This window comes from uncultured Psychroserpens sp. (assembly GCF_947492715.1).
Taxonomy (GTDB): domain Bacteria; phylum Bacteroidota; class Bacteroidia; order Flavobacteriales; family Flavobacteriaceae; genus Psychroserpens.
Genome location: NZ_CANLNS010000002.1, coordinates 298,310 through 319,657, shown reverse-complemented (window position 1 = coordinate 319,657; position 21,348 = coordinate 298,310). Strand labels below are relative to the sequence as shown.

Genomic DNA, 21,348 nt, shown 5'->3' with positions numbered 1-21,348 from the left:
ACTGTAAATTATTAAATAATTAGTGAATTGAATACAAGTGCTTTATTGAATTCTGTTTTTGTTTCTCTATTTTTACGACTACATTAGCGTAAAATCTTAATTTATGGCAGGAAATTCCTTTGGAGAAATTTTTAAGTTATCGACATTTGGGGAGTCACATGGTGTGGCTATTGGAGGTTTAATAGATGGTTGTCCTGCTGGATTAGAATTAGATTTTGATGCCATTCAAAAAGAGCTTAATCGTAGAAAGCCTGGTCAATCTGAAATCGTTACACAGCGAAAAGAACCAGACACAGTATCTTTTTTATCTGGAATTTTTGAAGGAAAAACTACGGGAACTCCAATTGGGTTTACAATACATAATACAAATCAAAAATCAAAAGACTATTCGCATATTAAAGATGTGTATCGACCAAGCCATGCCGATTATACCTATGAACAAAAGTATGGTATTCGTGACTATAGAGGAGGAGGACGCAGTTCTGCTCGTGAAACTGCTTGTCGTGTTGTTGCTGGAGCCATTGCTAAACAGTTACTGAGCTCAATTAAAATTAATGCCTATACCTCTTCGGTTGGTGATTTGTTTTTAGAGAAACCATATCAGGATTTAGATTTTTCAAAGATAGAAAGTAATGTTGTGCGTTGTCCTGACGACTCAATTGCTGAGCAGATGATAGCCAAAATAAAGGATGTTCGTAAAGAAGGAGACACGATAGGAGGTACAGTGACTTGTGTACTTCAAAATGTACCTGTAGGATTAGGCGAACCGGTTTTTGATAAACTACATGCACAACTTGGTAAAGCCATGCTATCAATAAATGCTGTTAAAGGTTTTGAATGTGGTAGCGGATTTTGTGGTGCAAAAATGAAAGGAAGTGCTCACAACGATTTGTTTAATGAAGATGGTACTACAAAAACCAATTTGTCTGGCGGTGTCCAAGGTGGTATTAGCAACGGAATGGACATCTATTTTAGAGTAGCATTTAAACCTGTAGCAACTATAATTCAAAAACAAGACGCTTTAGATCGTTCTGGAAATATTGTTGAAATGCAGGGCAAAGGTCGACATGACCCTTGCGTGGTGCCTAGAGCTATCCCAATTGTAGAGGCTATGGCGGCACTGGTATTAGCAGATTTCTATTTATTGAATAAGATATATAACTAAACATAATAATTCCTTTTTCGTTAGGAAAAGATTAAATACTACATATGAAAAAATTAGCATTACACTGGAAAATTTTAATAGGAATGTTATTGGGTCTAATATTCGGTTTTGTTATGCTTCAAGTTGGAGGAAGAGAATTTACCGAAGATTGGATAAAGCCAATAGGATCGATTTTTGTTAAATTATTGAAGCTAATTGCAATTCCGTTAATACTGGCATCATTAATTAAGGGTATTTCAGATTTAAAAGACATTTCTAAATTTAAAAATATTGGATTACGAACGATTGGAATATACATAGTAACCACAGTTATAGCTATTTCAATTGGATTAGCATTAGTGAATATTTTATCACCAGGAGATGGTGTTTCTGAAGAGACAATTACAAAGCTAACAGAGACGTATTCTCAAAATAGTAGTGTTAAAGCAAAAATTGCCGAAGCCTCAAAGCAAATGGATACTGGACCTTTGCAATTTCTAGAAGATATGGTTCCTGATAATGCCTTCAAAGCCTTAGGGAATAATAAACTAATGCTTCAAGTCATTTTCTTTGCAATATTTTTGGGTATATCAATGCTACTTATTGGAGAAGAACGTGCCAAACCTATGAAGAATTTGTTTGACTCACTAAATGATATTGTTTTGAAAATGGTGGATTTAATAATGCTAACTGCTCCTGTTGCAGTTTTTGCATTATTGGCAAATGTCGTGGTGTCTTCTGATGATCCAGACATTTTATATGCCTTGTTAAAATATGCTGGTGTGGTAGTAGCTGGGTTAATTTTAATGATTGTTTTTTATGCTATTCTCGTAGCTACATTTACAAAGAAAAACCCATTTTGGTTTTTAAAGCAAATAAGCCCTGCCCAACTACTGGCTTTCTCAACCAGCAGTAGTGCCGCAACGTTACCAGTAACTATGGAGCGTGTTGAAGAGCATATTGGTGTTGATAAAGAAGTGTCGAGTTTTGTATTACCAGTAGGCGCAACGATTAACATGGATGGTACAAGTTTATACCAAGCCGTTGCAGCAGTATTTATATTTCAGGCACTTGGACTCGATTTAACTTTTGCCGATCAAATCACTATAGTTTTGACAGCCTTGTTGGCATCTATAGGTAGTGCTGCTGTACCAGGAGCAGGAATGGTAATGCTAGTGATTGTTTTAGAATCTGTTGGTCTTCCGCCACATTTATTGCCAATAGGTTTAGCACTTATATTCGCAGTAGACAGACCATTAGATATGTGTAGAACAGTTGTAAATGTTACAGGTGATGCTACAGTGTCTATGGTTGTAGCTAAATCGGTGGGTAAACTAGGAGAACCTAAAGTAGAAAATTGGGACGATAATTATGAAGACGTAAAATAGTTTCAGTAAACAATTTTTATTTTTAAATTTAACCATATCAACCAAAATAATTGACTATGAATGTTTGTTTTATCATGTATCCTTGGGAACAGATAGATCCTGAAAATGATACGAGCTTAGCCTTAATAAAAGAATGCGCAAAAAGAGGTCATGGTGTTGCGATGTGCACGCCTGCTAATTTGACTATTAGAGATAGTGTTACAAATGCGTTTTGCACAGTTATTAATCGTATGGAGAAGGTGCCTTCTACATTGAAGGCTTTTTATAATAAAGCCCAATTGAGAGAAGAAATGTTACCACTTGCTGGTTTTGATGCTATTTTCTTTAGGGCAAATCCACCTTTAGATCCAATCATGCTTAATTTCTTAGATTCGGTAAAAGACGATGTCTTTATCGTAAATTCTTTACAAGGTATGCGTGAGGCAAATAATAAATTATATACAGCGGCATTTGGAGATGCACATAGTAATATTATACCGAATACGCATGTTTCAAAAAATAAAAACTATCTCATTCAGCAAATTAAGGAGTCAAAGGCAGACAAAATGATATTAAAGCCTTTAAATGGCTTTGGAGGTTCTGGTGTGATACTTATTGAAAAGTCTGCAATGAGCAACATTAACTCGTTATTAGATTTTTATATTACTAGTGGTGATGGTACTTCGAATTATGTAATACTTCAAGATTATATTGAAGGTGCAGATCAAGGTGACGTTAGAATTTTACTTCTTAATGGGGAACCTGTAGGCGCTATGAAACGTGTTCCAGGGTCTGATGATCATCGCTCTAACGTATCTGCTGGTGGTTCTGTTCAAAAACATACATTAACTAAAGCTGAAAAAGCATTGTGCAAACAAATTGGTCCGAAACTTGTCAAAGACGGACTCTATTTTGTTGGTATTGATGTTATTGGTGGGAAACTTGTTGAAGTTAATGTGATGTCTCCTGGCGGGATTACTTACATTAACAAAGTGTATAAAAGTAAAATTAGGGTTGAAGAACGCGTTATTGACTTTCTAGAAAGTAAAGTTGTGGATCAGCTACAAGCATTTGATAGACGTACACGTTTGAGAAAAACAGTTGAAGATGCATAGAACTGATGGGTTTCCATCACCTGTTGTGAGTTGTGAATGGCTACTTAAAAACCGTCACAAGAAGGAACTTGTTGTTCTTGATGCTAGTGTATATTCTGAAAGCGAATCTTTAGCTCGAAAAATTATTTCTGAAGCCAAATACGTCGATATTAAGCGAAAATTGAGCGACAGCAATGGCGAATTCCCTAATACCTTTCCTTCACAAGTACAATTTGAAATAGAAGTTAGAAAACTCGGCATTAATAATGAGTCTTTGATTGTCGTTTATGATAATAAAGGTGTGTATTGGAGTCCGAGAGTTTGGTGGTTATTTAAATCTTTCGGACATCAAAATGTGGCTGTATTGGATGGTGGACTTCCTGAGTGGCAACGACTAGGTTTTGAAACAACCTTTTATAGAGAACATCAATTAAATCAACATGGAAATTTTACAGCAAATTATCAAGCAGATAAGATGCGTTTTTTTTATCATATTAATGAGATTTCCAAAAATGAAGATGCCATAATTTTAGATGCACGTTCAGAAGATCGTTTTAAAAGTATTATTCCAGAACCTAGAGCGGGCTTAAGGAGCGGAACAATACCAAACTCCGAAAACCTTCCGTACACTTCTTTATTTGATGGCCATTGTTTAAGGCCTAAAGAAGACTTAAAAACTATTTTTAGTGCTTTTAATATTGGGTCACGAAAACTTACGTTTTCATGTGGTTCTGGAATTACAGCTTGTATTTTGGCATTGGCTGCAGAAATTGTAGGAATAAAAAACCTGTCTGTTTATGATGGATCTTGGACAGAATACGGCACATTAACTAAATAATTTGGTATGCAAAAATTAAATAAATGGTTATTGAATAACATCTTTGGAATGTCTTTGTTTCTGGCTTTATCAGGCATTTCCTTTCAGTTTGTTTACATGTATGATTTTATGAATACTGGAGGCAGTAAATGGATTAGCCTAATTTTTAATTATGGTTATGCTAATTTTAATTTCTTTAGAGCAGATGTTTTTGAGTTTAAGTTTAATATAGAAGAGAGCTCATATTCCTCTATGAGTTATTTAAATTTCGTGTTCTATATACTATTCTTAATTTCAGTCATTGTCTATAAACTTTCAAGATTTAAAGAATCTAAAGTGCTCAAGTTTTGTTATAGTTTTTTGTTCTTGTTTGCATTAATAGCAATGCTATTTAGACTTTATTATCTATTACTTAATACTCAGCCAGGTAATGAAATGATTGTTTTTTCATTACTTTATTTCGTGAAGGCCATTGTTTTATTTTATGTGTGTTATTTGTATTTGAACTCGTGGAAATCACAACGTATATATATTGATACTGAAAAAGTGATTTTACCAGATTTTAAATCCTTTACGTTAAAGCGGGCAGAATGGTATCAACGGCTCATGCATTACATTTTGGATATATTTCTAATAATGAGCATCTTTTCAGTGTATATTTTTGACTTTAACTTTAGGGGATTAGTATCATCTTTAGAGTTAGCTGTTGGTGAACATTTTGCTGCTACTATTATTTTCTTTGTGTTTAGTTCGTTTTATTTCTTAGTCTTTGAAGGTTTTTTTAAAGCTACACCAGCGAAGTATTTAAGTCAAACCAGTGTCGTAAATCTTAATAACGAAGTTGTTAGCTTCTCGAATGTTTTAGGCAGAACGCTTTGTAGACGTATTCCTTTTGATGCCTTTTCATTTTTTGGTAAATTAGGATGGCATGATAGTTTGGCCTATACAACAGTGGCTAAGCAAGAGCGCGAACCGTTTAAGTATAGAGCCATATACATTGTTTTTTTGATTGCACTTATAGCCTTATTTTTGTATAAATGTATGGACGAATTTAGAATATTTTAAAACTTCATTATGGAAAAGCTAAGCATTGAACAGATCATTGAACATATCAATAATGAAAAGATATTTCATGCTGTAGCCGAAGATTATTCATTTAGCATCAAAATTGATGCCTATGTACATTATGCTTGTGGTGCAGTACATGATGGTCACCAATTTAGGAAAGAACTTTGGGGTAACTGCATACATACAGAGTATGAACGTTGGTATGAAGAAGATCCTGAAACAAAAAACATGATAAATTCACACCCAATTGTTATTGCTGGTTGTGATTCACGTTTTGAATATGATTTAAATAGAGCTCCTGAAGATGCCGTTTTTGATACGGCTTGGGGAAAGGAATTATGGCATGAGCCACTTTCCGAAGAACAAAAAAGCAAAAGTCTCGAAAAACACAAGAATTTCTATAAAGTTGTTTATGCGTTAATAGCTAAACTAGAGCATAAATTTGGTGTGGCTATAGTTTATGATATGCACAGTTATAATTGGAAACGATGGGATAGGGAAGTGCCAACTTGGAATTTGGGTACTTCAAATGTTGATAATGATAGGTTTGGCGCTGATATTGAGTTATGGAGACAGGCTTTGTCTGAGTTACGGCTTCCTCATGCTATTAAATCGACCTCGAAAATTAATGACACCTTCCAAGGGAATGGATATTTCTTAAAATTTATTACCAAAAACTTTCAAAATACCTTAGTTTTGGCAACCGAAATTGCTAAGGTTTATTGTGATGAATATGATTACATCATTTATCCTGAGGTTGTCGCTAGCGTTGAAGAACAATTGAGAGCCATATTGCCAGAGCATGCCACTAATTTTTACAATAAGTACGCCTAAAATGCCACAAATTACAAGTACAGACGAATACCAAGATTTATTTGATATCGATGCAAATTTGAATCGATTAGTAAAAAAAATTGAAGTACTTAATTATATCAACCCTTTGAATATTCAACGCGAGAAAAAGCAGTTTTTTTCGTCCAAGTTTAATTATGATCCTGTATTTAAGTATCCAAAGATGAAATTTAATGGATATAAGTTACATCGCCTGTTCTTTTCACAGCGGTTAGAGCGCATATCTGATGAAGAAATTAGACAGTTGTATGAAGACGTTATTTATGAATACTCTGGCTTAATAGAATGTATTGAAACCATTAACCAAGGGCGCAAATTTTATTTTAACAGTCTTAAGAGTTTTGGAACACCTACTGAAAAGGAGATTGATAATGCTAAATTTATCTTACGATTTGACGATAGTGATTTTGATGAGGAAATGTTGCCTATTTTTTCGGCTTCGGATGCTGTAGATTATTTTAATGAGTATTCGAAACGTTATGATTTTAACTATAATATCAAGTTGTCAACGAATTTATCGGCAGCTGCAATGGTTTTAAATCATTCACAGACCTTGGTGCTGCATAAGAATCATAAATTCAGTAAAAACCAACTAAAAGTCTTAACTAATCATGAAATTGGTGTGCACATGGTTACAACGTTTAACGGTTTGGCACAACCGCTCAAGGTGTTTTCAAATGGATTTCCAAATAATGTAGAGACTCAAGAAGGGTTAGCGGTTTACTCCGAATATATGTCTGGATGTTTAACGATGAAACGCCTTAAGGAACTAGCATATCGGGTTATTGCTGTTGATACTTTAAATAAAGGCTATAGTTTTGCTGACACGTTCGATTTGTTATATAGCCAATATAAACTTAATAGAGATAAGGCATTTTCAATTACGCTGCGTGTGCATCGAGGTGGTGGATTTACAAAAGATCATCAATATTTGAGTGGTATTAATCGCGTTTATAATTATGCTAAAAGTGATGGTGATCTGGATATTTTACTCACAGGTAAAGTCTCCTTAGATTATATTGATACTATTAAAAAATTACAAGATAAAGGACTCGCAATACCATCCAAACATTATACCGACGCCTATCTTACTAACGACAACTCCAATAAAAACTTAGACTTTATCTTAAAAAGTCTAAAATAAAAGCCTTAAAGCCAACAATTCTAATCTGAAGTTGTGTACTTCAGAAACTTCTTTAATGTTTAGACCTTTACGTTAAAGAAGAGCTTAATTAATTCCTTACTAACAGAAGTAGGGCTCAAGCTGAATATGTCACTTTAAGACTTTATAATTTTCAACTATCAAATTCTAAAAAATAATTCTTAAAAAATGTTTTAACAATGTTATTGTTTCGTTAAAACTAATGGTTCCATGATATCGTGATATGTTACCCATTTTGTTGCTTCTTTTTATAAATTAACACGTTTATATTTTGGATATTTTACGATATACGAGAATGTGTACGTTTCTTTTTTATTTGCAGGAATGTTAACATTCCACTTTAAAATTCCTTTTTTATCGTTATACTCTGAGCTGCCCGTTTCTATGTCATCTATTTTTATTTCTTTGTTCTGGCTAATAGGAATCCTATCATACAGTACTAAATCTATGGCAGCCGATTTGTTGTTCTTTACTTCAATCTCATAATGCTTAGATATAATTTTATTGCTTCCTATAAAAGCCTTCTTTTTGAAATCTGTTGGTTGTGTCCGCTTTACAACTACATTTGGATCTACACCCAATGAGATGGTTAATTTTTCTGTAGTGCTTTGAGGATTGATATTAGTCTTTCCGGAATAGCTTCCTTCAAAATACACATTGGCTTCTGCAGGCAATAGGTTATACTGTTCCCAGTTATCAATTTTGGCTGTTAAAAAAACGTTTTCATTTAATACTGGAGCAGCAAAATAGGCGTAAGATGCAGGCACTTTATAATCTTCAATTTCTATAACGGTCACATCGCCATCTGTTGGTATTGTGTATGCTTTAGCAATTTCAAAGCGTGTATTGGTGATGCCTTCTTCAATAATATCACCTTTAGACGTGTGTTTTCCTTTTTTCGTTGTGATAACAATAGCACCGTTACTGCCTCTATTACCATAAATAGCAGTGCCTTCTGCTGCATCTTTTAACACCTGAAAAGATTTGATATCGTTTGGGTTTAATGCTCTAAAACTATACGCATCAACAGGAACACCATCTACAATATATAATGGCTCTACATTGCCATTAATTGTCCCAGCACCTCTTAGCGTTATAAAAGCATTGGCTCCAGGCTGGCCACTTCCGCTAGAAATATTTAATCCAGCAACTTGACCCTCTAGATGTTGTACGGCGCTCGAATTGAGATTCTTCCTTTTTGCTTTAGCACCGTAAGCTGCAATAACAACTTCATCTATACTTGCATCTGTGTCTAAAGACACGTTCATAATACTAGAATGAATTGGTAAGGTTTCGGTTTTCATACCTACATAAGAAAAAACTAATTCTTGTCCGCCAGCAGTTTGTAAAGAATAGTTGCCATCAAAATCGGTTTGTGTGCCGTTAGTTGTTCCCTTTTCTATAACGGTAGCTCCCGGAAGTGGTAAGCCGTCATTTGTTGAGGTAACCACACCAGACACTGTTTTTACTAAAGGATTAAACTTATAGTTGTAACTTTTGGTGGCTCTCTGACTTTGATAGTTACTATTGGCACTTATAAAGTTTAAATATTTGGGGTTTACATCGGGCTTTACATTGTTTGTGTTTGGATCGCTTGTAGATAATGTAAGTTTTACATTTTTCCAGTCGTTACCAGTGCTTTGATACACATGTGCCTTGTATACTAGTTGAATAGGTTCATTAATTTTTTCTGCTTTGATATCATAGATAGGAAACCATCCAGCTTTGCTAACATTATACTTGATTATTAAATTTAATTCTGAGGCGTTAGTAGAATTAAGTTTAACAGTAATCTCTCCTGTTTGTACTTTGTCATTTACATTTAGCTCGTTAAGTTGTTTCTTTAAATCTGAAATTTGAGCATTTAAGTCCTTTTTTACTTTATTAGACTTATAAATGTTTGATTTGATTTCTGTAGTTCGCGTACGGAAGTATGTGGCGAATTTTTGAAGTTTTTCAAGGTTTACTACCTCTGTCGAATTACCTAGCCTTCTGTTTTCGGTAATTAAATATAATTCTTCATTATATCCAGTAATGGCATGTTCTTCTACCTGAATTTGATCATATAAAGCTTTAATTTGATCTTGAATGGTTTCAACTTCCTCAGAACGGTCTTGTTTAGATAAATAGTTTATGCCGTAGTTAATCGATAAGACGGTAGCGTTATTAAGACCAGATATTTGGATACTACTTTCTTGAATGTTTGGTGAAAGTCTATCAAAGGTAAATGTCGTTGTGCCCTTTGGAAGTTTAATTTTCGCCGTACGCTCAATTTGTGCTCCGCTTAGATATACTGTGACTTCCTTTAATATTGAAGCTGTGCCTTTTTCAGTATTTCCAAAGCTAATTGCTGTAATTAAAACTAATAATAATGTTAACTTTTTCATGGTGTGCTGGTTTTGTTTATGGTAAAACTAGCTTACATTTTTGGTTGCTAAAACCAAACTTGAGCAAAGGTGTTTGTTGAATGAGCAAAGACGTATTTTGAATGAGGTTAGATTAAAAATAGTAATACCATGCATCTCATAGATGATTTTTGCATGTCTGGTTTTTTGAACAATTTTTTTGACGTTTATAACGATGTTTTTGCTCAAAACTTGGGTTATGATGTAGATTTATACTATAAATAATGTGCTATTAATCAAAAACATCTTAGACTAGATAATCCCTCTTTGATTAAAAATTATTTAAGAGTTAAATTAAGTTTTAATTAGTTGTTAATTATTAAAGTCCTTTTTCCCGAAAGGGCTTTTTTAATTTAAGAACTTTTCTTTTAAATCGGGTGTTGGAATCATGCAGGCTTCTTTTTTACCATACCATTTATAACGATTTTTTGCAATGTAATCGTATACCCAATTACGCATCACTGGAGGGACAATAAAGAATATCGCCATAAAAGATCTAGGGAACCCTAATTGTTTGGCAATTTTTAAAGCCGCTGTAGATTTGATCGAAAGTCCATTTTCATTAGAGTATAGTAGTATTGAATCTGTTTTAGAAGTATCAATTTTATAGTGATCAATAATTTGTTTTCCTACATGACTTTGTAAAGGAGCAAACATAAAGGTATTGGTTCTATCATATTTGATAACATATTGTACAGACGAATTACAAAGGTTGCAAACGCCATCAAATAAGATCAGTTGTTTATGTTTTGGTAGACTTTCTATCACATAACAAAGATACGACAACCAATTACAAGGTATTTAAAAATTGAGTTAAATCGTCAACTTTGTCTAAATCCAGTTTCTTTTTAAGACGAACCTATGAGTTGTAATGGAATGACAGAGATGGTCTTGAGGTTAAGTTAACGTATTCAATCACACGTTTATAAGATCTTTTCTTAACGGGGCGTTTCTAATATAGCTATTTTTTAGCTTCAACGAGTTCTAACAAATCTGTATTAACGTTAGTTGTGAAAATGCCATAGTTTACTATGGCCTTTCCTTTTTCTATACTATCTATACTGCCAATAGCTCTACCGTCATGCATACGTACTCGATCTCCAACTTTAAGGATAGGCTTCGGTTTTTCTACTTTGGCCTCTTTTTGTTTTGCCGATTTTTTCTTTTGCCTTATCACTGCAACCTTCTTTTCAGCTTCTTTTTTAACTTGTGCTTCTTTGGCTTTTTCGGCTCGTTTTTGTTTAGCCGAAACTTTCTTTCGCTTAGAGTTTTCTATTTGAACGAGCTTAAATAATTCTGCCATAAGCTCCTGTTTCTTCTTATTGTCAAAGTATTTTTCTGAAATATCGTTGAATTTCTGTCCGAGATAAATTAGCCGTTGATTAGAATCATATAGCTCTTGAAAGTTCTCAAGTTTCTTTTGAACCTTTGCATTAACTTCTTCTAGTTTATCTGCTTCAGATTGTTTTTTCTTTTCGTTTTCTTTAAGAGAGCGCTCTGTCTTTTCAAGTTTGCTGCGTTCTTTCTGAAGTTTTGCGATAGTGGCGTCAAAACGTACTTTGCCTCGCTCAATCTTTTTCTTAGCGCGATTAATTAAACTATAAGGAATACCGTTTTTTTGAGCCACCTCGAAGGTAAATGAGCTTCCTGCTTGACCTAAAATAAGATTAAACATAGGTTCTAAACTTTTCTCATCAAACATCATATTAGCATTTTGCATGAAAGGAAGTTCATTTGCTAATACTTTTAAGTTGGAATAGTGTGTTGTTATGATGCCATAAGCTTCACGATGATAAAACTCTTCTAAGAATGTTTCTGCAAGAGCACCACCAAGTTCTGGATCACTACCAGTTCCAAATTCGTCAATAAGAAAGAGTGTATTCTTGTTACATTTCCGAAGGAAAAAATTCATTTGTTTTAATCGATAGCTATAGGTACTTAAGTGATTTTCTATAGATTGATTATCTCCAATATCGCTAATGATGCGATCAAACAAACAGATGTTGCTTTTTTCATGTACAGGAATCAACAAGCCACTTTGAATCATAACCTGTAGTAGTCCAATGGTTTTTAGGGTAATACTTTTTCCTCCGGCATTTGGTCCCGAAATGACAATAATTCGATTCTTAGGATTTAAAATGATCGACTGCGGAAACGTTTTTTTACCTTCTAATTTATTTGATAAATAGAGTAGAGGATGGTAAGCGTCTTTCGCCTCGTAGGTTTTGTTAGTATTAATTTCTGGGCGAATAGCGTTTATAGATTGTGCATATTTAGCCTTAGCATAAACCACATCTAAATGCATCAAAAACTCTTGGTATTGTTGAAATAGCAGTGTATATGGTCTAACGAATTCTGTAAGATTTCTAAGGATTTTGTCAACCTCTTCACTTTCTTCAAACTCCAAGTTATTGAGTTCTCTGGCGTATTGAAATGTTTGCTCAGGCTGAACGTAAACAATGCTTCCCGTTTTGCTGCTGCCCATTATACTCCCTTTTACCTTACGTCTGTACATGGCCTTTACAGCCAATACGCGTTTGTTTTCTACAACAGATTCTCGAATATCATCTAAGTAATCGAGGTTGTGATAGGTGTTAAGCGCAGATGTGAAACTCTGATTTATTTTTCCTCTTACAGAATTAATTTGTTGTCTTAACTGATACAACGTGTCTGATGCATTATCTTTTACATCTCCAAAACGGTCAATAGTCGCGTCAATTTCGGTGACTATATGTTTAACCAATTCTAGATTTGACGATAGTTTAAATAGCGACGGATAGTAGTCGTCAAACTTCTTTAAAAATTTTACAATATCACTTACAGTCAAGTTAATTGAAGCGATTTTTTTAAAACTTTTAGTGTCTAGATAAGAATTTTCAATATGTAGAAGTTTGATCTCTTTTGTTATGGGTTCGAATCCATGATTTGGAATTCTATTGTCATTAGCAAAGGAAGAAACATACTCATTTGTGAATTCAAGAGATTGTAAGACGAGTTCACGCGTTGTAAAAGGTTTTATTTTTAAAGCCTGTACGCGACCTAAATCTGTAATACAGAGTTCTGCTACGTGTTGCAAAACTGAGTAGAACTCGATATCTTGTAATGTCTTTTCGTGAATATTAATCATTAGGTGTTACGTCTTTAGCTAAAAGTGCCAAAGGTAATTATTAAAACAAAGAAATAAAATGTTTAAAAACTATTAAAGATTATCTTTTAACGCGCTTTCCATTTTCGTCTTTATAATGACACACACAGTTATTCGGACTGTACAATCCTGCATTGTGAAGTTTGCGCTTAATTAACTCAGATGTTTTCATTTTAAAATTATCTAGAGGTGTAAATGCAAAGTTATTTGAACTTATTGATACATCTAAGCCATATACACAGTGCCACCAAGTTTGAGGAATGAATAACATCTCTCCAGGGTGAATTATAGTGTATTGTACATTGGCATTTTTAAAATTTGCATGCTTTGTGTCATCAAATTTTTCCATATTAACATCACTCAAACGAGAACCTGGTTCGTATTTATTGCTTGGATACATAGATGTTTTAGTTTCTTTAGGGTTGACTAAAAACACGAGCTTTCGACCTTCAATAAGCGCTAATATGTTATTGGCTAATCGATCTGTATGCCAACCAGTGAGTGTGCCTGATGGTCCTATCCATAATGATGTTGAATTCCTTACAGTATTTTTTGATACTAACGAAAAATCTACATGTTCTAATAATTCAGGAAACATTTCCGCTATGGGCATATTGCCTAGGTAAGTTTCTGTTTTTGTATTTCTAATTTCATTTAAATAATCCTGAAAAGCACCAAATTGCCAATTGGTATCATTTTGCCTAATATTACCTTTATATGAATACGTTTCTTTATCCTTTCCAATTTTTTCAAAATAATCCAGAGACCATAACTCCATGGCCTTCCAATGGGACATCATGTTGGTTACTTTAACAGGAACATTCTTTTTTATATGCTCCTTAAAGAAAGCATCATGAGAAATATTTTCAATGCTGTTAATTTCTTTAAGGTCTTTATTTAGAATGCCTTGTACTCGTTCTAAAATCTCATTTTCCATAATAGCTAACTATTGTACTAGCTAATATACTATATTTGAAACTACAAATTCATGACATATTTCATATTTTAGATAATAAGATTTTTTTTTAGATAAAATGAAAGTAGATATACAAGATAGCTGGAAAGATAAACTGGTTGACGAGTTTGACAAGCCGTATTTTAAAAGTTTGGTAGATTTCGTTAAAAGTGAATATACAACGACTAAGTGTTTTCCTCCAGGTTCTGAAATTTTTTCGGCATTTAATAGCTGCCCTTTTGATGATGTTAAGGTGGTTATTATCGGTCAGGATCCCTATCATGGAATAGGTCAGGCCAATGGTTTATGCTTTTCTGTTAATGATGGTATAGCACATCCACCATCTTTAATTAATATATTTAAGGAGATCGCCTCTGATTTAAATGTAGCGTATCCAAGTTCTGGTAATTTAGAGCGTTGGGCAAAACAAGGTGTTTTACTACTAAATGCTACCTTAACGGTTAGAGCGCATCAAGCGGGAAGTCATCAAAAAAAAGGATGGGAAACGTTTACAGATACAGTTATAAAGACTGTAAGTGAAGAGAAAGAGAATGTGGTATTTTTACTTTGGGGCGGATTTGCAAAAAAGAAGGCAAAACTTATTGATGAACGTAAGCATACGATTTTAAGTTCGGGTCATCCTTCTCCATTAAGTGCTAATAGAGGGTATTGGTTTGGAAATCAACATTTCAGTAAAGCTAACTATCAATTGAAATCAAAACATATAAAAGAAATAAACTGGTAAGCTTTAACTTCCTGTAGGAGCGAGTTGTGCAGAAGCAAGTTGCTGTGTAGGTTTTACAACTTTTTTAGGTTTAAATATTTGGCGTTCAGTGGTTACTTTCTTGGTGGTTTTGTTACAGCTAAAAATCAATAACAAAAAATTTAATGCAACTAAAAAAGAAAGTATTAGAGTAATTGTTATTATCATATTATATAGTTTTAGTCAAGTAGCATAAAGATTTGGTTGGGGTAAATGTAATTAAAATTTTGATAAATAGAAAGTTAACTAAATAAAAAGCCAAAATTATGTTAATTTTTTGCTCCTTTTAGGTACGGCTATTAATCATTATTATAACAACTGAACTTTACTTTTTCCTACTGCTAAAATCACTTAATTTCATAAACAAGCGACTTATAATCAACTTTTTTAGGAATGATGTCCAGGTGATATAACTTGTCTTGAATTGTTTGGATCGTTTTTTTATCTATTAGTTCTTGAGACCACTCGGTCAATGATAACCATTCTCTAACGTCGTCTAATTTTTGATCGTATCTATTGGCAATGGTTTTATCGATACTTGGAATTTGTTTGAATTCTTTAGTAGTGTTATTAATGATATCAAGTATAATTTTGACGTCATCTAAGTTGGTGTCTAAAAACTCTTCTCTTATGGCAATAACAAAACAGGGCCAAGGTGTTGGACAGTTTCCTATGCGTCTAAACACACCATTATCTACAATGGGTTTCGTAGTAAATTTTTCCCACATGAAATAGTCTGCATCGCCATCGGTTAACCCTTTAACTGCGCCATCTAGATTTTTAATAACTTCAAAATTTAAATCTTTTTCGAGGTTCCAATCGTTGTTTTCGGCGTTGATATAAGCCATGAGGTGAGAACCTGAACCATATCTGCTAATAGCTGCTTTTGTTCCTCTTATATCTTCAATTGTATTGTAATCAGAATTTTGAGCTACATGAATACCCCAAATTAATGGAGATTTTACAAAAGTTTGCACAATTTTAGATGGATTTCCATCAATAATGTCTTTAATAATGCCTTCTGTTAGAATCACAGCAATATCAATCTCACTCTCTCGTAGAGCTTTATTCATAGCTCCAGTACCACCAAAGTAATCTTTCCAACGTAAATTAATTCCTTCTTGTTTATACTCACCATTTTTTAAAGTTAAGTACCAAGCAAGGTTAAAATGTTCTGGAACACCTCCAATTTTTATAGTTTTCAATATACTGTCTTTGTCTTTATTAATCTAAATCTAAAATCTTATGTAATGTATACACAATAAGATCATCTACAATTTGTTTTGGGTTTTCACTAAATTCTCCAGTCGCCCTGTTTGCAATAATAGCGTTCATAGATAATGCATTATGCCCTAGTAAGTTTGATATTCCATAAATCCCTGCAGTTTCCATTTCTAGATTAGTAATAGTTAGACCATCGAAATTGAAACTGGCAAGTTTATCATTCAAATCATTGTCTTGAATAGCGAGTCTTAAAATTCTACCTTGTGGACCATAAAACCCAACGTTAGTAGCTGTGAAGCCTGATACTGTCTGTTCGCTGACAATGTGATCAAATAAGCGCTTACTACTTCTAACGACATAGGGATCTGATTTTTTCTCAAACCAGTTTGTTTGTCGTTTTAATGCATTAGAAATTTCAAAAAACTGAACATGTTCACTATCATAGAAATGCAACAGGCTGTCAAAACCAGCGGCATATTCACTCACCAAAAATGAGTTAATAGGAATATGTTCTTGGATGGATCCTGAGGTTCCTATTCTAATAATATCTAAAGATGTCAGTTCTGATTTAACCTCTCTTTTTTCAAGGTTAATATTTACTAGAGCATCCAGTTCATTAAATACAATATCTATATTGTCTGTTCCTATTCCTGTTGAAATCACAGTGATTGGTTTTCCTTTATATTCACCTGTCTGCGTATGAAACTCTCTTTTATGCGTAGAGAAACTTATATGGTCAAAATGTTTTGTGACACTTGCAACACGATCTGGATCGCCAACTGTGATTATCGTGTTGGCAATATTTTCAGGTCGAAGATTTAAATGATATACACTCCCGTCTGGGTTTAATATTAATTCAGATGCTTTAATTGGCATGAACTACGGTTTTAATGAGTTTGTTTTGTTGTTTGTCGAACGTGTAATTTAAGCTACTAACACCTCCAAAGTATATGGTGTTATTTAGCTCTTTCTGATAATTATGTTGATGTTCTAGAGCCAAGTGTCCCTTTCTGTTGAGCTTTAATGACCCCTTTTCTTCAGTAAAAAATATTGATAATAAATCAATAACACGTTCTAATTGTAAATCACCATAGCCATAATATCCTTGATAGTGAAGGGTATATCCAACTAAATGATGTTTCGAGGTAATCTGATTCTCTTTAACAAGTTTTAAAATATTATATTCTAAAGTACTTATTCCACTTCTAAGATCTGGAAAGCGTTTAATATGCGCTTTTAAGCAGTTACTCATATATTTAAAAGAAGATGTTCTTAATATGAGTGGGAGCAGAAGGTTATGATCTTTTCCACAATAAATTCGCCATATGCCTTTTGCTAGAGCAATGTCGTCAACAGAAAGTTTAACCTTATTCTCAAAATGGGATTTTAGCTGGTCAGGTTTTAATTCAGATAAACCCTTTAAGCCTTTTTCTCCTTCAATACGACCACTACATACAAGATAAATAGGAAGGTAAATGCCCTTTTGCTCTAATAAGCTAATGACTGCAACCATATTAATATGGCAGAACAAATCGTATTCAAACCACAATACAATTTCAGTAAAACCAGAGATGTCATCTAGCTTTTTAAGTTCGCTAGTCATTTCTTTCCGACTTAAACTAATGTTGTAAAAGGACTCAAAAAATGCTTTTCTAGCTTCAAAAAATGCTTTAGATGAAATATCTTCAACAGTTGGACCAACACATAGGGTTTCTTGCCAAGTTACTGTATTACTTTTTGTTGCAATATCTAATTGATACAAATAATTGGTCAGACTCGTACCATTAGTGATATGTAGGGTTTGTGTACTCATTTAACCACCAACACGCTTTACATTAAAACCCTTGTCTTTTAAAATCTGCATGATTTTATCTCTATAATCGCCTTGAATTATAATTGTATCATTTTTAAAACTACCACCAACGCTTAGTTTTTGCTTTAATTCTTTCGCTAATTTCTTAAAGTCTTCATCGGCTCCGGTATACCCTTCCAAAATAGTTATGGGCTTTCCTTTGCGTTTTTCATATTTACAAATGATTGGATTGTCTTGTAACCATATACCATCGTCTTTAGTTTCTTTTTCTTCGGAAACGTCGTCCTTTTGTAAATGATCTGGAAAGAGATTTTTTAACTGGTCTTGTAAGTCCATAAGCGTGACATATTCGATTCTTAATTTTCAGTAATACCTAGAATGATAAGCATAGATATCTAGAAAAGGAATTAAGAATTATTTTTTAAGTCCGAGTTCTATTAATCGTTCATTTAAAAACTCTCCAGCCGTAATATCATCAAATTGTTTAGGGTTATTCTCATCAATGCAGCTATCTAAAACGTTTAATTTCATTTCACTAATAGGATGCATAAAAAACGGTATAGAATAACGTGAGGTTCCCCATAGTTCTCTAGGCGGATTTACTACGCGATGAATAGTAGACTTTAATTTATTGTTGGTATGTCTAGATAGCATGTCACCAACATTTATCATGAGTTCATCGGGCTCAGCAATAGCGTCTATCCATTCGCCTTTATGATTTTGTACTTGTAAACCTCTTCCTTGGGCACCCATTAACAAAGTGATAAGATTAATATCACCATGAGCTGCAGCTCTAACCGCATTTTCAGGTTCTTCAAGAATAGGAGGATAGTGGATAGGCCTCAATATTGAATTACCGTTGTGGATATAATTATCAAAATAAGTTTCTTCTAAATCTAAATATAAAGCCAATGCACGTAATACATATTTGGCCGTTTTTTCTAACATTTGGTAAGTCTCTTTACCAACCGAATTGAACTCAGGAACTTCTTTTACCTCTACGTTAGTTGGGTATTCCTTTGCGCGTTCGGGATCATCTTCAACATATTGTCCAAAATGCCAAAACTCTTTTAAATCACCTTCTTTTTTACCCTTAGCACTTTCTTTCCCAAAGGAAACATAACCACGTTGGCCACCAATGCCTTCAATTTCATAACTTCTTTTGGTTTCTACTGGTAAACTAAAAAAATTCTTTACTTCTTTATATAAATTATCAACAAGTTGATCGTCTAAAAAATGTCCTTTAAGTGCCACGAATCCAATATCTTGGTAGGCTTTTCCTATTTCGTTTATAAACTTTTGCTTTCTACTCTCGTCTCCAGATATAAAATCTTGAAGATTTACACTTGGTATTTTATTCATTATAAAATGTATTTAATGCAGTTCAACTAACAAAAATAACGAAAATAGTCCTAAAATCATACTTTTAAATAGTGGTTAAAAATAAATGGTCTTAACCATTAAAAACGTCAATTTTTATTTACATTTGATTTACAAACGCAATTTCATATATAATGTTGACCTCAACCAAGAGTTTAATAACCTACGATAAGAAAAACTTAGACGACAAGACCCTTTTAAGTCTATATAAAAATATGCTCAAACCTCGCATGATAGAAGAGAAAATGCTCATTCTATTGCGTCAAGGTAAAATATCAAAATGGTTTTCCGGAATTGGACAAGAAGCTATTTCAGTTGGTGTAACAATGGCGATGAAAACTGAAGAATATATGTTGCCCATGCATCGTAATTTAGGTGTGTTTACAACACGTAACATCCCTTTATATCGCTTATTTAGTCAGTGGCAAGGAAAAGCAAACGGTTTTACGAAAGGACGAGATCGTTCGTTTCATTTTGGAACTCAAGAATTTAATATCGTTGGGATGATTTCTCATTTAGGTCCTCAACTAGGTGTTGCAGATGGGATAGCCTTGGCGAGTTTATTGAAAAATAAGGACTGCGTTACTGCCGTGTTTACAGGCGAAGGTGGTACTAGTGAAGGTGATTTCCATGAAGCCTTAAATGTTGCTTCTGTTTGGCAATTGCCCGTTTTGTTTTGTGTTGAAAACAACGGCTATGGCCTTTCAACACCTACTAATGAACAATATCGATGTAAAGATATTGCCGATAGAGGCAAAGGGTATGGAATGGAATCGTTCGTTTTAGATGGAAATAATATTATTGAAGTCTATACTAAAATGGAAAAATTAGCGGCAAGTATAAGAAAACGCCCGAGACCTATTTTGGTTGAATTCAAAACGTTTAGAATGCGAGGACATGAGGAGGCAAGTGGTACAAAGTATGTGCCTAAAAATCTCATGGATGAATGGGCAAAAAAGGATCCTGTTGATAATTTTAGAACGTATTTATTAGCACAGCGTATTCTTACAGAAAAGCAAGACGAAACACTAAAAGAAACGATTACTTCGGAAATTAACGAGCATTTAAAAAAGGCCTTTGATGAAGAGCCTATTGTTCCAAATATAGAAACTGAACTTGACGATATCTATAAAACATTTGATTATAAAGAAACCAAACCTTCTTCTAAAACAGAAGAATTAAGGTTGATTGATGCCATTTCTTTAGGATTAAAGCAATCTATGGAGAAGCATGATGATTTAGTTATCATGGGACAAGATATCGCTGAATATGGAGGTGTGTTTAAAATTACTGAAGGTTTTGTAAAACAGTTTGGAAAAGCACGTGTACGTAATACGCCTATTTGTGAATCTGCAATTGTTGAAACGGCTATGGGCTTATCTATTGCTGGAATGAAAGCGGTTATGGAGATGCAGTTTGCAGATTTTGCTACTTCTGGTTTTAATCCGATTGTAAATTACTTGGCAAAATCGCATTACCGTTGGAATCAGCAAGCCGATGTCGTGGTTAGAATGCCATGTGGTGGAGGTGTAGCAGCTGGGCCATTTCATTCTCAAACCAATGAGGCTTGGTTTACAAAAACTCCTGGGTTGAAAGTGATATATCCGGCGTTTCCTTTTGATGCGAAGGGCTTGTTAGCCACTGCGATAGAAGACCCTAATCCAGTACTGTTTTTTGAACATAAGGCATTATATAGAAGCGTACGACAAGACGTACCAGTAGATTATTACACTTTGCCTTTTGGAAAAGCATCTGTCCTTAAAGAAGGTAAAGATGTGACGGTCATTACTTATGGCGCGGGTGTACATTGGGCATTAGAAATTTTGGATAGCAATAGTGATATCAATGCCGATTTGATTGACTTACGCAGTCTACAACCCTTAGATACCGATGCTATTTTTGCGTCTGTAAAGAAAACAGGAAAAGCCATTGTTTTGCAAGAAGATTCCCTTTTTGGTGGTATTGCTAGTGATATTTCATCTTTAATTATGGAAAACTGCTTTGAACAACTGGATGCACCTGTGAAACGTGTAGCAAGTATGGATACGCCAATTCCGTTTATTAACCAATTGGAAGAACAATATATGGCTAAAGGGCGTTTTGAGGTCGCTTTAAAGGAATTGTTAGCTTATTGATAGTTAATTTTAATTTTCTAAACT

Annotated in this window: 19 protein-coding genes; 9 read left to right on the top strand and 10 right to left on the bottom strand. The window is 33.9% G+C overall.

Annotation, left to right across the window (positions count from 1 at the left end; translation table 11 throughout):
* The first annotated feature begins 103 nt into the window (after positions 1-103).
* The 7 genes from aroC to Q0787_RS08250 are packed head-to-tail and all read left to right on the top strand — an operon-like array spanning position 104 to position 7,486.
* A complete protein-coding gene (gene aroC, locus Q0787_RS08280; RefSeq protein WP_298901952.1) occupies positions 104-1,165 on the top strand; it encodes a chorismate synthase in 1,062 nt (353 codons plus the stop codon).
* A gap of 44 nt (positions 1,166-1,209) precedes the next feature.
* Complete coding sequence (locus Q0787_RS08275) at positions 1,210-2,532, top strand: dicarboxylate/amino acid:cation symporter (protein ID WP_298901951.1); 1,323 nt, start codon at positions 1,210-1,212, stop codon at positions 2,530-2,532.
* A 56-nt stretch (positions 2,533-2,588) separates the two neighbouring features.
* Entirely contained in the window at positions 2,589-3,626 is a 1,038-nt protein-coding gene (gene gshB / locus Q0787_RS08270) for a glutathione synthase (protein WP_298901950.1), read from the top strand.
* Positions 3,619-4,443, top strand: a complete 825-nt coding sequence (locus Q0787_RS08265) for a sulfurtransferase (protein ID WP_298901949.1) — start codon at positions 3,619-3,621, stop codon at positions 4,441-4,443. The genes gshB and Q0787_RS08265 overlap by 8 nt, the downstream gene beginning before the upstream one ends.
* 6 nt (positions 4,444-4,449) lie before the next feature.
* Positions 4,450-5,487: an RDD family protein gene (locus Q0787_RS08260; RefSeq protein ID WP_298901948.1), complete on the top strand. Its 1,038-nt coding sequence runs from the start codon at positions 4,450-4,452 to the stop codon at positions 5,485-5,487.
* Positions 5,488-5,496: 9 nt separating this feature from the next.
* Positions 5,497-6,324: an N-formylglutamate amidohydrolase gene (locus Q0787_RS08255; RefSeq protein WP_298901947.1), complete on the top strand. Its 828-nt coding sequence runs from the start codon at positions 5,497-5,499 to the stop codon at positions 6,322-6,324.
* A gap of 1 nt (position 6,325) precedes the next feature.
* Positions 6,326-7,486, top strand: a complete 1,161-nt coding sequence (locus Q0787_RS08250; RefSeq protein WP_298901946.1) for a flavohemoglobin expression-modulating QEGLA motif protein — start codon at positions 6,326-6,328, stop codon at positions 7,484-7,486.
* A gap of 266 nt (positions 7,487-7,752) precedes the next feature.
* Here Q0787_RS08250 and Q0787_RS08245 read toward each other — a convergent pair whose 3' ends face one another.
* The 4 genes from Q0787_RS08245 to Q0787_RS08230 form a co-directional block, all read right to left on the bottom strand.
* A complete protein-coding gene (locus Q0787_RS08245; protein ID WP_298901945.1) occupies positions 7,753-9,891 on the bottom strand; it encodes a mucoidy inhibitor MuiA family protein in 2,139 nt (712 codons plus the stop codon).
* Between the two features lie 366 nt (positions 9,892-10,257).
* A complete protein-coding gene (locus Q0787_RS08240) occupies positions 10,258-10,677 on the bottom strand; it encodes a thiol-disulfide oxidoreductase DCC family protein (protein WP_298901943.1) in 420 nt (139 codons plus the stop codon).
* Between the two features lie 193 nt (positions 10,678-10,870).
* Positions 10,871-13,036: a DNA mismatch repair protein MutS gene (locus tag Q0787_RS08235; RefSeq protein WP_298901942.1), complete on the bottom strand. Its 2,166-nt coding sequence runs from the start codon at positions 13,034-13,036 to the stop codon at positions 10,871-10,873.
* A 79-nt stretch (positions 13,037-13,115) separates the two neighbouring features.
* Complete coding sequence (locus tag Q0787_RS08230; RefSeq protein ID WP_298901941.1) at positions 13,116-13,991, bottom strand: cupin-like domain-containing protein; 876 nt, start codon at positions 13,989-13,991, stop codon at positions 13,116-13,118.
* A gap of 97 nt (positions 13,992-14,088) precedes the next feature.
* Between Q0787_RS08230 and ung the strand changes: the two genes are divergently transcribed.
* Positions 14,089-14,754: a uracil-DNA glycosylase gene (gene ung, locus Q0787_RS08225; RefSeq protein ID WP_298901940.1), complete on the top strand. Its 666-nt coding sequence runs from the start codon at positions 14,089-14,091 to the stop codon at positions 14,752-14,754.
* A 3-nt stretch (positions 14,755-14,757) separates the two neighbouring features.
* Here the strand turns inward: ung and Q0787_RS08220 are convergent, their stop codons facing one another.
* The 6 genes from Q0787_RS08220 to Q0787_RS08195 all read right to left on the bottom strand — a co-directional run bounded on the left by Q0787_RS08220 (position 14,758) and on the right by Q0787_RS08195 (position 19,171).
* Positions 14,758-14,940, bottom strand: a complete 183-nt coding sequence (locus tag Q0787_RS08220) for a hypothetical protein (protein ID WP_298901939.1) — start codon at positions 14,938-14,940, stop codon at positions 14,758-14,760.
* A gap of 179 nt (positions 14,941-15,119) precedes the next feature.
* Positions 15,120-15,977 (bottom strand): substrate-binding domain-containing protein, encoded by an 858-nt coding sequence (locus tag Q0787_RS08215; protein WP_298901938.1) that lies wholly within the window; start codon positions 15,975-15,977, stop codon positions 15,120-15,122.
* Positions 15,978-15,996: 19 nt separating this feature from the next.
* Positions 15,997-16,872, bottom strand: a complete 876-nt coding sequence (locus Q0787_RS08210; RefSeq protein ID WP_298901937.1) for a nucleoside phosphorylase — start codon at positions 16,870-16,872, stop codon at positions 15,997-15,999.
* Positions 16,862-17,809, bottom strand: a complete 948-nt coding sequence (locus Q0787_RS08205) for a DUF1835 domain-containing protein (RefSeq protein ID WP_298901936.1) — start codon at positions 17,807-17,809, stop codon at positions 16,862-16,864. Before Q0787_RS08205 ends, Q0787_RS08210 begins: the two co-directional genes overlap by 11 nt.
* A complete protein-coding gene (locus Q0787_RS08200; protein ID WP_298901935.1) occupies positions 17,810-18,145 on the bottom strand; it encodes a translation initiation factor in 336 nt (111 codons plus the stop codon). It abuts the gene before it with no gap.
* 78 nt (positions 18,146-18,223) lie between these two features.
* Complete coding sequence (locus Q0787_RS08195) at positions 18,224-19,171, bottom strand: 2-oxoglutarate and iron-dependent oxygenase domain-containing protein (RefSeq protein WP_298901934.1); 948 nt, start codon at positions 19,169-19,171, stop codon at positions 18,224-18,226.
* 152 nt (positions 19,172-19,323) lie between these two features.
* Here Q0787_RS08195 and Q0787_RS08190 point away from each other — a divergent pair, with 152 nt between their 5' ends.
* The gene (locus tag Q0787_RS08190; protein ID WP_298901933.1) at positions 19,324-21,324 is read left to right on the top strand and encodes a dehydrogenase E1 component subunit alpha/beta; all 2,001 of its coding nucleotides are present in this window, start codon (positions 19,324-19,326) and stop codon (positions 21,322-21,324) included.
* Positions 21,325-21,348: the final 24 nt, after the last annotated feature.